Raw genomic sequence first — 14,119 nt, 5'->3', positions numbered from 1 at the left:
CGGACGTCAGACATCCCGCTCAACCACTCGAGGGCCTCACCCGTCACGCCACCCCGCCATCACCCGATCAGTGGCCACACTGAACAAGCTCACTGCCGATGGAAGCCTTCCCTGCATCCCGTTCCACCGGCGCTCCGGAGGGCGCCCCGCTCGTCCGCCGGTGAGCAACGAGACCGGCAGACCGGCAGTCCTCGGACCGGACCCACCGGACGGAGCGGGAAGCGCCCCGGCCGGCCGGCAGGGACACCGGGCAGTCGCCGTGTCCCCCGCACGCGGCGTCCGGCCGGAATGCCCACCGCGTGTGCCCGCACCATGCCACCGAAGGAGTCACCGGAATTGCCAGGTCTGTACGCTCACATGGATGTCGCCCGCAAGGCGCTGTCCGACCTCAGCGGCAACAAGGGCGCAGAGGCCCTGTTCGCCGAGGACGGCCCCTCCGCCGCGGCGCTGGAGGCCATCGCGAAGGCCCATCCCGCCTACACGGCGCTGGGCGCGATCGGCCCCGACATGTTCTTCCTCCTCCCGGACTTCAAGAAGGGCGCCGCCGAGGGGCTGTGGGGCGCCGCCCAGATCATCAAGGACCTCTATACCTGGTGGGACGACAACTTCCTGGAGCCCTGGGAGGAGACCCTCGGCCCGATCGCGATGGACAACGCCGACACCCTGGGGGCCCTCACCGGCGGTGTCACCACCGGGCGCAGCGATGCGAAGGCGCGCGGACTCCCGCGCTCCTCGCGGCCGGTGCCGGAGCGCAACTGACCCGCCGGGAGCTCGAGATCGCCCTGCTGGCCTCGCGCAGCCTCGCGAGCCGGGACATCGCGGCCCGGCTGACGCTCTCGACCCGCACCGTGGACAACCACCTGCAACGGGTCTACGCCAAGCTCGGCATCACCGACCGCCGGGACCTTGCCGGACTGCTGGAGGGCCCCGGCCGCAGCCGAGGATGATGCCGCCGCCGCGGCTGACGTCCGTCCTGGCGACCTGAAGCAGTGGTGATCGACGCATGCCAAGGTGCTCATCACCGCGCAGTGCCTCCCGGAGGCTGCGGCAGGAGCGTGTTCTGAAGGCGTTGGATGTTCGCGCGCCAGGGGCCGCCATCCGGCTCGGCCCATAGATCCATCAGCTCGGACGGCGCGGTCGTGACCCGGCTGAGGGCCTGGAGGGCGAGTTCGCGAAGGCCGGTGAGATCAGGGAGTGGCTCTTCCGGCCCGTACACAGGATCGGCGGGAACGCCCCCAGGGTACTGGGCAGCGACGAGGGCGGCCGCGGCCACGGCCTCCTCGGATTCGGGCGCTTCGAGGTAGCGCGCGGTGTCGATCGCGCGGGAGAGAGTGCCGCGGATGATGCCCTCGCGTTCGCCCGCGGCTGCCTCATCAAGGTCGCCGCAGAAGTCCGCTGCGGTGTCGTTGTCGAAAGGGCCGACGTCCCAAGTCCCCATGGCATCTCCAGAGCATTCACGGTACCGACCGAGGCATCGTGGCAGGGGCCACTGACAGCAGCGACCGGTGCAGGGGTGCCCGCGATCGCCTCCTGCGAGGCGTCCCGGCGGATGAGGAAGAGCGATTTCCGGAGCGGCAGATGCCGTCTTCGGTCCCGTCGACGGTTGTGGCGTCCTCCCGTTGTCGGGCGCAGGAGCCAGGGTGGGCGGTGCGATGAAGGTCGGGGCGGACTGCGCGGTTCGAGAACGACTTTCCGGACAACGCCGAGGCGTACTGCTTCACCCTGGTGAGGGGTCTGTCGCCGGCTGAGGTGGTGTCCCGGCTCGAAGGGCGCCCGGTGGCGCCCCGGCACGGCATTGCATGGCGGCGGTCGTCGATGCTGCCTGCGCTCAGTACGACCTGGCGGAGGACGACCGTTGCGGACGTCTCCCGGGTCGGCGGCCAACTCGGCACGCACGACGCCGCGATGGGCAACGAAACAACGGAACGTTGATTCGTTGCTTTGTGAGGGTAGGGTGGTGTCATGTCGGATGACTCCCAGCTCGAACTGCGTAGCCGTTTGGCCGGCCTGGCCGACCGCCCTGTGGCCGACGGGGTGCCTGCTGATGGGCTTCAGCGGGATTTCGCACTGCTGGGCAGGCTGCTGGCCGGCGCAGCCCAGGGCGGGGGAGCGGGGGAGCGGGGTGTGTCGGACGACGATGTGGCAGCGGCTCTGGCTCTGTTCGAGGGCATGCGGACGGCGGTGGACCGACTTGAGACGCAGGTGGTCATCGAAGCCCGGCGCCGTGGCATGGAATGGCGGCAGATCGCTCTCCACCAGGGTCTGAAGTCCTCTCAGGCTGCCTCCCAGCGCTACCAGCGGCTGATGACCCGCCTCGAAGAGATCCGACAGGGCATCCGGTGACACCCGGCCAGAGAGAACCTTCCATGAGCAACCAGCCCTCAGATCCGCTCGCCGCCGTCGAAGCGCTCCTCGCAGCGGTCGACGACGGTCACGTCCTGCCCCCGCCGGCCGAACGCGTCCGCCTGCGTGAGGCAGCCGGCCTGACCCAGGCCGCGGTTGCCCAGGCGCTCGGTGTGCGCCTGCCCAGTGTCCAGGCCTGGGAGGACGGCCGTGCCGAACCGAAGCCCGAACGGCTCCAGGCCTACCGGCGCCTCCTTGACGGTCTCGCTCAGCGCTATCCCGTCCCGTCGGCGTCCCCCGCCGCGCCACCGGCCCCGGCTTCCGTGCAGCCCGCTGCCGCCGCGCCACCCGTTGGCCCTTCGCGCTCCGCTCACACGCACGCGACTCCACGGCGCGCAACGGCCCCACGTCGCCCGGGTGCGCCGAAAGCCGCTGCGGCGGGCACGGCGGAGCAGGGTGCCGATCGGCGGTTCGCGAACGGGCCGCTGCTGGTCATCGATGCCGACGGCGACCGTCAGGCGACTGGTTACGGCGTCGGCGGCCTGATCATGGAGGTGCCCGCCAAGAGCATCGCGGCATTGGTGGAGTGGGCGTTGAGCGAGGCGCATCTCGGGGCTTCGAGGCTGCACGGCTCCGGTAAGGACGCCGACCCGCTCCTCGTGCTGACCCCGGCCGCGTGCGCGCGGTACGGACTCCCCGTGGCACTGTCGGAGTCCGAGCGGCTCGCTTCGCGCCTCCCGGAAGGCCACAAGGTCATCGAGCAGCTCGATCGGGCCAATTGGCAGCTGACCAGGCGGGGATTCGGGCCGTGGGCCCGGATCTACCGCCCCGCCGAGGGCCGTCAGCGGCAGTGCGTCCAGCTGTGCATCCCGTCCTGGAACGCGCTCGACACCCGCACCTGGGCCCACTCCGCAGAGCTCCAACCGGCTGAACTGGCCCGGGTGCTGGGCGTGTACGCCTCCCGGGTGATGACGCCGCGCGGTTCCGCCGCCGTGACCGGCCTGGAGCTCATGACCGCGTTGAATCCGCCGACCCGGGCGAGTGAGCCGGACACAGAAGGTAAACGGCACAAGCAGCACCGGCCGGGCTCGCTGGGAGAGCATCCGATGGACTGCGCGCCGTGCGAGGCCCCCGACGGGCACCCGCTGCTCGCCGGGCTGCCCCGCTTCCACCAGCGGGGCCCCGCGGAGATGCTGTTCGAGGAGGCATACGACTGGGCGCGGGAGCTGACCGATGCCGAGTGCATGCAGCGCCACCTGGTGGGCCTCGACGTCAATCTGGCCTTCGGCGCGGCCGCGAACGGCGCGTTTGTCGGCCTGGCGACGCCACCGGTGCACGTCACCGACCCGGATTTCGACCCGGCAGTGCCCGGAGCGTGGCTGGTCGACCTCTCCCACGTCGACCTCTCCCGCGTCCTGGTCGGTAAGCAGTGGCGGCAGCTGCAGGGCGCGCTGCTGCCCAGCCCGTTCACACCGACCGGGAAGCGCCCAGCGGGCCCGGCCTGGTACGCGACCCCCACGGTGGCGTACGCAGTGGAGCTCGGCTACGACGTCGCCCCGCTGGAGGCTTGGGTACGAGAAGAAAGCGGCAGGTTCCTGGACGGCTGGTACAAGCGACTGAGGGACGCGTACATCGACACCATGGCGGATCTGGGCGTGGGCGAGAAGCAGTCCCCGCCGGAGTTCCTGAAGTCGATGGACGACTACAAGGGCAACGACCCCCACGCGGCGATCGTCCTGGACGCCATCAAGTCGACGGTGAAGGGCGGCATCGGCAAGTTGCGCGAGCGTGCGCGCGGCGGAGGCTGGAGGCCCGGGCAGGCGTGGCCGGCCCTCGCCCGGCCGACGTGGCGTCCTGACATCCGCGCCGCCGTCATCTCACGGGCGCGCATCAACATGCACCGCAAGATGCTCAATCTGGCCGCCGCCACCGGCCGGTACCCGGTGGCGGTCCTGTCGGACTGCGCCGTGTACGCCGCCGACGGGCCCAGCCCACTGGACGTCCTGCCGTACGACGCCGACGGCAAGACCGTACCCGGCAGCTTCCGACTCGGGGTCTCGCCGGGGATGGTCAAGCACGAGGGCACGCAGACCACTCTGTGGGCCGAGGACGTGCGCGAGAAGCACGGCCAGGTCCTCAACCTCGCCCGCTATATCAAGACGGGCGAGGTCACCGCCACGGACGACGCCGAGTAGGAGACGAGGACCGATGGACAGGGTCGGGGACGGTCTCGACGCCGCGCTGCGGAAGGCGTTCACGCGCCCTATCCCCAAGAGCGCGGGCGCGCAGGTGCGCTACCTGGTCAAACAGCTCAAGAGCACCAAGGCGGTGGCCGACCTGCTCAGCATCACCCAGCGCACCGTCGAACGGTATGTGAAGGACCAGATCAAAAGGCCCCGGCCGGACCTGGCGCAGCGCCTGGAACGCGAGGTCACCAAGCGGTGGCAGCCCCAGATCCGGGCCAAGGCCAAGCAGAACGCGACCACCACCGCCGGCATCGTCATCGACACCCGTGCCCGTTTCGGCTACACCGCCGCCCCCGGCACCACCGACGACGCCCGCCTGCGCCACCTCACCCTGGCCCTGCCCCCGCAGTACGCCGCCCGCCTCTTCGAGGCCAAAGACGCCGGCGGTACCGAGCAGCAGCTTCGGAACATCGCGGCCGAGGCCCTGGGCGAGGTCTACTTCCGCGACAGCGGCCGTCGCGCCCACGGGCTGGAAGTCGAGTTCACCGACCTCGAACACCTCGAGTTCGACCTCTGACGTGGCCGTGGCCATGCGCATCCCGATCGCCGGTGTGTGAGCCTGCGGATCCTGGGGCGGCGAGGGCTCGGACCGTGATTGACGGCCAGGTCCGTGGCGGGGGCGGCTCGATCGAGGCTCAGGCCTGGCCCGGTGACGTCTGGGGCCGGAGCTGCCCGGTCTCGATCAGGCGATGTTCGAGTCCCGGCTAGGGACGGATGGAGCGTTCTCTTGCAGAGCTCGTGCATGGCCCTGGCCTCCCACCCCTCCAACACGAGAATGTGGGCGGCGGCGTACGGATTCCCGGCGTCACTCATCACCTCCCCCTCCGATGGGCGTCCAGCGGAACCCCTAGCCCAGAAGGGCGGGCGAAAAAGACCAGGTCAGGGCGCATTTGTCGAAGCCGTGGCGGGGCGGGTGACGGCCTGCCAGGAGTCGCACGGCCTGGGGGTCACGAACGGCGGTCGGAGTGCGTCCGGGGCCCGCGCAACCCCGCGACTGGCCCACTTCCGGCAGCCTAGAGGCCTCCGACTGCGACGCACTCCTGCCAAGAATGCTGCGCCCCACCGCGAACTGGAGGCCACCGGGCCGGTGGACCCGTGGGCGCAGGGCAGGAGTGGCCGGCTGGAGTCTGCCGTTGATCGTGTTCACGGACCGCCTTTGATCGTGGCGGCGCTACGTACGCGTAGTCGGTCTTCACTCACATAGGCAGGCTTCGCCGACGCGAGGGCGATGCTCTGGCGACGAGGCTGAGGTCATGACGAACACCGAAGTGAAGCCCGAAGCCGCAACCGACACCGTCACCGAAACCCGCCTCCTCGAGGCGACGCATGGCGCAGCGATGCCTCACGACGAGGGCACGCGGAAGAACAAGAAGAAGGGCCGGCGCCGCGCCGCCAAGGCGCTGGCGTACTTCGCCCTGATCTTCACCGGGCTCCTGCTCCTGGCCGAGCCATGGCTGCTGATCCCCGTCGTCGCCCTGGTCCTGGCGATCTCCCTCTGGGACTGACCTGGCACCGCCTGGGCCAAGCACTTCTCCGGCCCTCGCCGCGCGAGCCGCATACACACGGCGAGGGCTCACGCCACCGGAACACCCTGGCAGCCCGCCTGGCGGGCGCATCCGGCGCCACTGGTGACAGATGGAGCTGGCCCTGCACCGCTTGCGCAACACCCCGCGCGGAGCCCCGAGTCACCTCGCCCATGGCGTCCTTCTGGCGCCGCCCGGGGCAGGCTTCAGCGCGGCGTACGCCACCTCCCATCCGCACCCCGCCCTAAACCCACACCCACACCCACACCCACATTCGAAGCTGAAGGAGCACCACCATGAGCACCCGCCTGCCCCGCGCCACGACCGTGCTGATCGCTGCCGCGGCCCTCTGCGGCACCACGGCCACCAGTGCCCACGCCGCACAAGAGGCTGGACGGCGCCCGCCGAGGATCGTCGCCGACTGGGCCGACGCCTGGAACGGCACCAACCCCCAGGCGCTCGGTGCCCTGTTCACCGCTGACGGCACCTACACCGACGAGGCGGTTGGCATCTCCTTCCACGGCCGCAAGGAGATCGCCGGGTGGAAGGCCCGCGCTGACAGCCTCATCGACGATGTCCACGTGACCGTGCGCGCTGCTCACCGCGACGGCGAGCGCATCACGGTCAACGCCATCTACTCGGGCCACCTCAAGGGCGCACCCAAGCCCTTTGCCGTACCGATGACCACGCTCCTCGCCCTCGACAAGAACCGCTGCCGGATTGTCTCCGACAAGGATCACTACAGCCTCGCCACTGTGCTCAGCCAGTCCGGACTGCCCGCCGACTGGACCCCGCCCGCCCTCTGACGCGCACACGGCGCGGCGCTGCTCAGACTGGCCGGCGCCAGCTGCTCGGGCAAGACCACGCTCGACTGCTCCGTGAGTGACGACTTGGGAAGGTCGTCGTGCACGACTTCGACGAACTCGGCGTGCCGGAAAGGCGCCGACCGTCGGTGGCGCAACCGCATGACCGAGATGTGGGTGCGTCGCGCGCTGGATACCAGGACCACGGACTCGATCTCCTGCTGACCGGCCAGTCCCTGCTCGGAGAGGTCCAGCAGCGCCTTCAGCGCCACTGCTGGAGGGCACCGCGGTATGTCTGGTCGACGTGTCCGACGAGATCCGGCGCCGGAGGCTCACCCGCCGCGACCCGGGCCGGTGGGGCCCGTCGGCGGTCGACGCCCTTCTCGGTTGGGCCGACTGGCACCGCGGGCATGCCCGGGCTCCCACCGCTGGCCTGCGATGGCCTGGCAACACTGGACTGAGTGGCCGGCCGGCGACCGGCGACGGTCCACCCACTTGATCGACACCACGGACCAGTCCATCGCGAACTCCGCAGACCAGGTCGCGCAATGGGTCGTCGGACAGCGCGAGGCCCTCCGATCCGGCCGCCTCGCACTGTCGCGAGCTGGCCGGATCAGGCACACTCCGAGGTCGGCCCCGCCTCTTGATCCACTTCCGCGGCAGGTCCTGGTCGTTCGCCTCTACCGGTCACGGGTTCCCTGCGCTGATCACCGAGGGCCAGAGGTCCGGTGTAGTTGGATTGGCGTCCGATTTGTGCTGATGTGAGGGCGACTCGGGAAAGATCAAGTCGGTTCGCGTGAGCGCCATGTCGCCGAAGGGGGCAATGGCGCCCCGTCGCAGCGGGAAAACGCCCCTCACCTTTCGTCCTGACTCTTGCTTCATCTATCGAAAGTCGATAGATTTCCATCGCAACTCGTGGGAAGGGTGGGTCATGGGGAAGCTGACAGTGCATGCGCTGCGCGCCGTGCTCGTGGTGGTGCTCGCCGGCACCGTGTTCGTACAGGCATCGATGGTGTGGGCATTGGCCACCGACCCCGAGGACGGGTCGCTGCCGCTCACCCCGTTGCGCGTGATCACGATCCTGGGCATGGTGTCGGCCCAGGTCGCCCTGGTCTGCGTATGGCGGCTGGTGACGATGGTGCGCCGCGGAACCGTGTTCTCCCACGCCGCCTTCCGGTACGTGGACGGGATGATCGGTGCGATCGTGGCGGCTGCCCTCGTGTGGTTCGCGGTCACGGCCGTCAACGCGCCGGGTCAGCGGGAAGACCCGGGCGTCACCGTCATCATGGGCGGGGTGGGCGTGGCCATCCTGGGGGTCGCACTCATCGTGCTCGTGCTGCGGATGCTGCTCGTCCAGGCCGTCGCACGCGACGTCGAAGCAACGCAGATGCAGGCCGAGTTGGACGAGGTGATCTGATGCCGATCGCCGTCGACATAGACGTGATGCTGGCCCGACGCAAGATGTCCGTGGGCGAGCTCGCCGAACGCGTAGGGATCACTCCCGCCAACCTGGCGGTACTCAAGAACGGCCGGGCCAAGGCGGTGCGTTTCGCGACGCTCGCCGCGCTCTGCGAGGTGCTCAAGTGCCAGCCCGGCGACCTGCTGCGCTGGGAGGCCGAGGACGTCGCGGGCGAATGAACCCTGCCTGCCGACGCGCCGTCGCCGATCCCGTCCGGACGGCTTGCGTCGCATCCGGAGTATCGCCCGGCAATTTCCGGGGCCGCTGACCCGGATGCGCCGCCCCTGTCGCGGGGAGTGCACCGCACCGCCGATGGCGCGCGCGAGGGCGGAAGGCCGACTGCCGGCTCTCACGGCCGTGTTGCCGACCGGGCCCGAGCCGGATTGTCACACCGAGGCGTTACAGTGTGCGCCGCGGTTGAGACGGCTGACCACCGTACTCCTCGGGCAGAGCCCGCCGCGGCACCCTCTTGACAGGCCGTCATAGGTGTACGAGGGCCGCCCGCCCGGCTGTTGCGGCGCGTCCCCATTCGGACCGGGAAACAGCCAGGAGACCCATGAGAAAGAGAGCGCGGAGAGCGAGCATTCTCGCGGCCGCCACCGCCATCGCGGCCACAGGCGTGTTCATGGCCGCACCGAACGCCAGCGCGGGCACGTCCGAGATCGCGAACCCCGGCTTCGAAAGCGGCAACGCGTCCTGGAACGAGAAGGTGACCCCGTTCGCAGGTCACCCCATCAACAACTCCTCCGCGTGGCCGGCCCACTCAGGCACCGGCAAGGCGGAGCTGGGCGGGCAGGGCCTGACCGGCATGAGCCGAATCTCGCAGCAGGTCACGGTTCCGGCGTACCGGGTTCCGGTGCTGTCGTTCTGGGTGCGCAGCGACGTGGTTCACGCCGGGTCGGGCGGCTTCGGCTTCCGCCAGCTGATCGTGGAGGCCACGGCGGAGGACGGCACGCCCCATGAGCTGCACGACCGCATGAACAAGGCCGGGACCGACGGTTCCTACGAGAAGGTGACGGTCACGCTGCCCGACGGCTTCTACAGCTCGCTCCCGCAGAAAGTGAACATCAGCTTCATGGTGATCGAGGACGCGGCGAACCGGATGCCGTTCCTGATCGACGACGTGAGCATGGAGTACCGCTTCAAGGCGATCGACCGTCCGGTGGTCATTCCGGGCGGGATCTTCCGGCCCATCGGGGGCTGATCCCCCGCCGGACAGGGGCGGCGCGGTCCGCGTGCCACCACGGTGACCGCGCCGCGTTGCCGCCGTCCGCCTTCGAGCGCCGAGTGGATCTTGAACTCGCCGAGACCCGCACCTTCGGCTCGGGAGTCGTCTGCCTCCGCTACCGCGTGGCGCGCCAGGCCGTGCCCTGGACGTTCGCTTCCTTTGGTGTATCTGCGATGCGTATCTGTCGGGGAGGCGGAAGCCGTACTCGTGGCTGCGGGCGCCTTCGACCTGGCCCTGGCGTCCCGCGTGATCCGTCATGTCCCCGACCACGCGCGAGTGGCCCGCGAACTGGTCCGCGTGCTGCATGCGCCTCAGGGTCGCCTGAAATCGCCGACGCCGCGACGATTTCTGCGCAGACGATCGGGTGATCGTGTCGCTTCCAGGATCTGATTCTGATTCTGACACCCCGAGTCTGTGCCCCGGCTTCGACACCGGGACACAGACTCGGGATGCTGCCCGTGCTCTCGTCGCCCTGCGGGCCCGGGAGTTCCGGTCCGCCTGCATGGCCGCCTGGTTGTGCTACCCGGCGCAGTTCCGGAGACGCGTGCTCAGTTGCCGGGCGGGGAGCTGGGGAGCTCGGGAGCGCTCGCGAACAGGTCCATATACATTCCGCCGGCTATGAGCAGTCCGGTCGTGCCGAGAAGGACGCCGCCCAGGGCCACGGCCCTCACATGCGGGCGCGTGCCGGTCCTCCCGGTGTGCAGGGCCAGCAGTACCCCGCCGATGACAACGGCGCCCAGGGCGAAGATGCCGTTCACGAGAGCAGCGGTATGCCATGGGGCACCGTAGAAGCCTTCGATACGGTCGCCCCCACCGCCGATGCTGGCTTCGATCTGGCCGATCAGCTCCTTGCGGGAGCGGAGCATGTCGCTGAGAGGGGTTCCGGTGAGGGAACACAGCCCTAGCCCGGCGCTCACGACGGCGACTGCACCTGCCGCGAAACTCCCGGTGGAGGTGCCCGGGTTGTCCAGAGGGTCGGTGTCATGGGCGACGTCGCGGGTGCCGACGTCCGCCCCGTTCTCGGCTACGCCCTCGTCGAGGGAGGACTCCTCGGGCTGTACAGGATCCGTGGTTGCTTCCCGCTCCTTTTCGGGGACGTCAGCGCCGGCCTTGGTGATCTTGGTGCTATCGGTAGCCATAGGGCGCCACCCTACGGGTCGTCCTCTAAACGTCCAATAAGAGCGCTCCGGCGGTGATCGTGGACGCCGGATGCCATGTGTCTCCGCGGTCGTCCGCCAAAAAGCGAGACAGCGCCCGGTGAGAGGGACGACCGCGAGCCATTCGGAACCCGGGCCACGGCGAGGAATGGATCCGCGGCCTCACGGTGGGCGTAGGAGGCCTGGCAGCCGCAACCTGACCGCAGGGCCGGGGGAAGAAGGCGAACACGCCACCAGGTAATGGATGCATCGCCCACCGCGGATGACTCGCCCGCCGCCCGCGCCGCATGAACGGGGCGCATGAGTGAACACGCCGTGTGTGCCTCCACCGGCCGGCGGGAAGCACTCACCGCACACTCCTGCCGATGGTCGGCTCCGCACTCGGGCTTCCAGGCGGCGCACACGTCGCCGCTCCTGGACAGCGCGCGTGTGCCGGCGTGCCGCCAGGCTCCGCCAAGTGCTCGGGGAGCGTGCAGTAGGGGAGGGCGTCAAGGGGGGCGTCGGTCAGGAAACGGGAGATCAGGTCGGCGAACTCGGCCTCTCGTTCGATGTGGACGAGATGGTCGGCGTTCTTCATGAGGAGGAACGTGGAGCCGGCGATGGTCGCGGCAACCGCCCTACCCTGGTCCGGGGGGCTGGCCAGGTCGTACTCGCCGGTGAGGACCAGGGCCTTCACCCCCTGGATCCCTCCGGGCGGAAGGAGTTCCCTGTCGATGATCAGCCGCTGGTGGTAGTCCGCGAAGCGAAGCAGGGCCTGGCGAGGGAATTCCAGCAGCTGGCGGTGCAGCATCCTGGAGACCATGCGGCTCCGGGAGACCTCGGCGGCCGCCGTCGTGTTCATCAGCAGCTCGACCACCTGCCGGGCGGACTCCTCGTGCGTGGCGTCGTCGACGGACGGCACCCCAGGACGGTAGAGCCGGTCGAAGCGGCGCTGTCCCGCTTTGACCAGGTCGGAGACCCGGGGGCTCAGCCGGGGGGTGGCTCCGATGAGGGCGAGGCGGGTGGTGCGGTCAGGGTGCTGCCGTGCCACGCGATAGGCGATCGGCGCGCCTGCCGACCCGCCCATCACGTTGAAGCGATCGATGCGCAGGGCGTCCATGGCGTGCACCGCCGCCTCGGCCAGATCTTCCCAGGTGAACTCGTCGGGCAGCGCCTGGGAATTGCCGACGCCCGGTAGCTCCACGAACACGATCGCCTGATGGTCCGCCAGGCGTCTTTCCAGACGCGGCCAGGAATGCATGTCCTGCAGAACTCCGCCGATGACGAGGAGGGGTTCACTGGCCGGGGTCCCGCGCGGGGTCAGCACTCGGCACGCGTAACGTGTGCCGAGCCATGACAGCTCGTGCATTTCCTCGTCCGCCTCGGCGAACGGGAAGGCCTTGCACGCAAGGAGCGACGCGCTTGTCATACCAGGGCCGCCCGTTCGTTGACGAGTTGGGACAACGCGGCGATGGTCGGCGCGGCGAGCAACTCCTTCTCGCCGATCAGGACGTTGAAGTCGTCCTCGAGGACCATGGACAGCACGGTGACGGCCATGGAGTCGACACCGGCCTGGGCCAGGGTGGCCGTGAGCGTGATCGGTCCGGGCTGGAGGCCCGCACGCTCGGTGAGGATGTGGATGACGTCTAGGGGCATGCGCGTTCCGTTTCGATGGCTCACAGCAGTGCGGTGCAGTCGGTCGGCCAGATCAGGGTGGTCGCGGCCCACGTCAGGCCACTTCCGAACGCGACGAGGAGGACCTTGTCCCCGCCGCGCACGGCGCCGGAGGCAGCCGCGTCGGCCAGCAGCAGCGGGATGGACGCCGCGGCCGTGTTCCCCACCGACGCGATGTTCGAGGGCATGCGGTCCGGCGGGAAGCGAAGCGTGTCCGCCACCGCCGCGGTGATGGCCGCGTTGCCCTGATGGGCGATGAAGCGGTCGACCTCCGCAAGACTCCACCCGGCGCCGCGCACGGCCTCCCGCGCAGCCTGGCTCATGCGGCGTACGGCATGCCGGAACACATCGGTACCCCGCATGTGCACGAAGTGGTCGGACGCGGCGGTCTCGGTGCCGGCTGAGCGCTGCCGTGAACCGCCGGCGGGCAGCATGATCGCGTCGCCGAGTTCCCCGTCGCTGCCCCACACCATCGGGCCCAGCGCGCCAGGTGTGCCGGGTGCTCCGCATTCGAGGACGACCGCTCCGGCCCCGTCCCCGAAGAGCGGGGCGGTGGAGGGGTCTTTCGGGTTGGTGATGGTCGTCATGCTGTCGGCGGCGATGACCAGCACCCGGCGTGCGGTCCCCGAGGCGATGAGCCCGGAGGCGACGCCGCAGCCGTACAGGAACCCGGAGCAGCCCGCGCCCAGGTCGAACGCCGCGACCGTCCCCAGGCCCAGGCGCGAGGCCACGTCCGGGGCCGTGGCGGGTACGGGGCGATCCGGTGTGGTCGTGGCCAGCACCACGGCGTCGACCTGCTCCACGCCGGCGGACTTCAGCGCCCGCATCCCCGCTTCGACCGCCATGTCACCGGTGGCCATCCCCGGGTCGACACGATGCCGCGAGCGGATCCCGATCCGTTCGCGCACCAGCGTGTCGAGCCGCTCGCTCACCACGGCGCGATTCGGCACCTGTGTGGGAGGCAACCACGAACCGACCCCCGTGAGAACGGCGTTTCTGGATACACCAGTCAAATCGATCAAATCTGGATGCATGGGGCAGAGGATAGGGGCATATTCATCCCCGGGGCGAGACTGCCCTGTGAGTCGGCCGGTCGATCGCCACCGGTCAGAAGGGCCGGAGAACGCGAGGACGGCCTGCAGGAGCCCGTACAGGCGACACTTCCGGGCGATGAGGTCTGTCTGCCGTGCCCATGAACCGACTGCGTATCATGGCCTGTGTGCAGCTTCGGTATCGCTTCCGCTTGTACCCGAGTGTTGGTCAGCGTGCAGCGTTGGCACGGGCGTTCGGGTGTGCGCGGGTGGTAAGCAAGGGACTCCTTCCGGCACCGCGCAGCGAAACGGAAACCCACCCGACACCGCAGCCCTCAACGGCGCGGTAGGCGGGAATCGCCGCCCTCCAGGGCGACGAGGATGTCAACTCTCGGGAAGCGCCTCAGCCTCGCATCAAGAATGGCATCCCTGCCACGCTCACGCACGCAGCGCCGACACTTCCATTCCTTGCGCATGGTGAGCCGGCCGAAGCTTGCGTGAATCGAATCCCCGGCACCGTCGACGGGAATGTCGAATGACATCGCCACCCGTCAGCGACGGGCAGTCATGATGTGCCGGGTCAGTGAGCTTGTTCAGTGTGGCCACTGATCGGGTGATGGCGGGGTGGCGTGACGGGTGAGGCCCTCGAGTGGTTGAGCGGGATGTCTGACGTCCG

At 69.5% G+C, this 14,119-nt stretch carries 18 protein-coding genes and 2 pseudogenes; 14 read left to right on the top strand and 6 right to left on the bottom strand.

Annotation, left to right across the window (positions count from 1 at the left end; translation table 11 throughout):
• The first annotated feature begins 336 nt into the window (after positions 1–336).
• Entirely contained in the window at positions 337–759 is a 423-nt protein-coding gene (locus tag ABZ532_RS30575; RefSeq protein WP_361290991.1) for a hypothetical protein, read from the top strand.
• On the top strand, positions 756–947 hold the full coding sequence (locus ABZ532_RS30570; protein WP_361290997.1) for a helix-turn-helix transcriptional regulator: 192 nt from the start codon (positions 756–758) through the stop codon (positions 945–947). Before ABZ532_RS30575 ends, ABZ532_RS30570 begins: the two co-directional genes overlap by 4 nt.
• 71 nt (positions 948–1,018) lie before the next feature.
• Here ABZ532_RS30570 and ABZ532_RS30565 read toward each other — a convergent pair whose 3' ends face one another.
• A complete protein-coding gene (locus tag ABZ532_RS30565; RefSeq protein ID WP_361290988.1) occupies positions 1,019–1,438 on the bottom strand; it encodes a DUF4259 domain-containing protein in 420 nt (139 codons plus the stop codon).
• A gap of 287 nt (positions 1,439–1,725) precedes the next feature.
• Here ABZ532_RS30565 and ABZ532_RS30560 point away from each other — a divergent pair, with 287 nt between their 5' ends.
• The 6 genes from ABZ532_RS30560 to ABZ532_RS30535 all read left to right on the top strand — a co-directional run bounded on the left by ABZ532_RS30560 (position 1,726) and on the right by ABZ532_RS30535 (position 6,918).
• On the top strand, positions 1,726–1,932 hold the full coding sequence (locus ABZ532_RS30560) for a hypothetical protein (protein WP_361290985.1): 207 nt from the start codon (positions 1,726–1,728) through the stop codon (positions 1,930–1,932).
• Between the two features lie 30 nt (positions 1,933–1,962).
• Positions 1,963–2,343 (top strand): hypothetical protein, encoded by a 381-nt coding sequence (locus ABZ532_RS30555; RefSeq protein ID WP_361290982.1) that lies wholly within the window; start codon positions 1,963–1,965, stop codon positions 2,341–2,343.
• Between the two features lie 23 nt (positions 2,344–2,366).
• Entirely contained in the window at positions 2,367–4,538 is a 2,172-nt protein-coding gene (locus tag ABZ532_RS30550) for a helix-turn-helix transcriptional regulator (RefSeq protein ID WP_361290979.1), read from the top strand.
• A 13-nt stretch (positions 4,539–4,551) separates the two neighbouring features.
• The gene (locus ABZ532_RS30545) at positions 4,552–5,106 is read left to right on the top strand and encodes an XRE family transcriptional regulator (RefSeq protein ID WP_361290976.1); all 555 of its coding nucleotides are present in this window, start codon (positions 4,552–4,554) and stop codon (positions 5,104–5,106) included.
• Positions 5,107–5,842: 736 nt separating this feature from the next.
• A complete protein-coding gene (locus ABZ532_RS30540) occupies positions 5,843–6,094 on the top strand; it encodes a hypothetical protein (RefSeq protein ID WP_361290974.1) in 252 nt (83 codons plus the stop codon).
• A gap of 314 nt (positions 6,095–6,408) precedes the next feature.
• Entirely contained in the window at positions 6,409–6,918 is a 510-nt protein-coding gene (locus ABZ532_RS30535; RefSeq protein WP_361290971.1) for a nuclear transport factor 2 family protein, read from the top strand.
• Between the two features lie 259 nt (positions 6,919–7,177).
• On the opposite strand, the gene ABZ532_RS30530 is transcribed toward ABZ532_RS30535, so the two are convergent.
• Positions 7,178–7,327, bottom strand: coding sequence for a hypothetical protein (locus tag ABZ532_RS30530; RefSeq protein ID WP_361290968.1), 150 nt, complete (start codon positions 7,325–7,327; stop codon positions 7,178–7,180).
• 519 nt (positions 7,328–7,846) lie between these two features.
• Here ABZ532_RS30530 and ABZ532_RS30525 point away from each other — a divergent pair.
• The 5 genes and pseudogenes from ABZ532_RS30525 to ABZ532_RS30505 all read left to right on the top strand — a co-directional run bounded on the left by ABZ532_RS30525 (position 7,847) and on the right by ABZ532_RS30505 (position 9,992).
• Positions 7,847–8,332, top strand: coding sequence for a DUF2975 domain-containing protein (locus ABZ532_RS30525; protein WP_361290965.1), 486 nt, complete (start codon positions 7,847–7,849; stop codon positions 8,330–8,332).
• The gene (locus ABZ532_RS30520) at positions 8,332–8,553 is read left to right on the top strand and encodes a helix-turn-helix transcriptional regulator (RefSeq protein WP_326653477.1); all 222 of its coding nucleotides are present in this window, start codon (positions 8,332–8,334) and stop codon (positions 8,551–8,553) included. The genes ABZ532_RS30525 and ABZ532_RS30520 overlap by 1 nt, the downstream gene beginning before the upstream one ends.
• Positions 8,554–8,930: 377 nt before the next feature.
• Positions 8,931–9,578, top strand: coding sequence for a hypothetical protein (locus ABZ532_RS30515; protein WP_361290961.1), 648 nt, complete (start codon positions 8,931–8,933; stop codon positions 9,576–9,578).
• 74 nt (positions 9,579–9,652) lie between these two features.
• Positions 9,653–9,733: pseudogene (locus ABZ532_RS30510) on the top strand (dihydrofolate reductase); the annotation flags it as partial.
• Between the two features lie 31 nt (positions 9,734–9,764).
• Positions 9,765–9,992, top strand: a complete 228-nt coding sequence (locus ABZ532_RS30505; protein WP_361290994.1) for a methyltransferase domain-containing protein — start codon at positions 9,765–9,767, stop codon at positions 9,990–9,992.
• A 158-nt stretch (positions 9,993–10,150) separates the two neighbouring features.
• Here ABZ532_RS30505 and ABZ532_RS30500 read toward each other — a convergent pair whose 3' ends face one another.
• The 4 genes from ABZ532_RS30500 to ABZ532_RS30485 all read right to left on the bottom strand — a co-directional run bounded on the left by ABZ532_RS30500 (position 10,151) and on the right by ABZ532_RS30485 (position 13,446).
• A complete protein-coding gene (locus ABZ532_RS30500) occupies positions 10,151–10,741 on the bottom strand; it encodes a hypothetical protein (protein WP_361290958.1) in 591 nt (196 codons plus the stop codon).
• Between the two features lie 364 nt (positions 10,742–11,105).
• Positions 11,106–12,167, bottom strand: a complete 1,062-nt coding sequence (locus ABZ532_RS30495) for an alpha/beta hydrolase (RefSeq protein WP_361290955.1) — start codon at positions 12,165–12,167, stop codon at positions 11,106–11,108.
• A complete protein-coding gene (locus ABZ532_RS30490) occupies positions 12,164–12,394 on the bottom strand; it encodes an acyl carrier protein (protein WP_361290952.1) in 231 nt (76 codons plus the stop codon). Before ABZ532_RS30490 ends, ABZ532_RS30495 begins: the two co-directional genes overlap by 4 nt.
• Before the next feature lie 20 nt (positions 12,395–12,414).
• The gene (locus tag ABZ532_RS30485) at positions 12,415–13,446 is read right to left on the bottom strand and encodes a beta-ketoacyl-ACP synthase III (RefSeq protein ID WP_361290949.1); all 1,032 of its coding nucleotides are present in this window, start codon (positions 13,444–13,446) and stop codon (positions 12,415–12,417) included.
• A gap of 185 nt (positions 13,447–13,631) precedes the next feature.
• Here ABZ532_RS30485 and ABZ532_RS30480 point away from each other — a divergent pair.
• Positions 13,632–13,718, top strand: a pseudogene (locus tag ABZ532_RS30480) (helix-turn-helix domain-containing protein); the annotation flags it as partial.
• Between the last annotated feature and the right edge of the window lie 401 nt (positions 13,719–14,119).

Source organism: Streptomyces sp. NPDC019396 (assembly GCF_040632375.1).
GTDB lineage: Bacteria > Actinomycetota > Actinomycetes > Streptomycetales > Streptomycetaceae > Streptomyces.
Note: the sequence above shows the minus strand (reverse complement) of the source record. Positions and strands in the feature narration are given on the sequence as shown.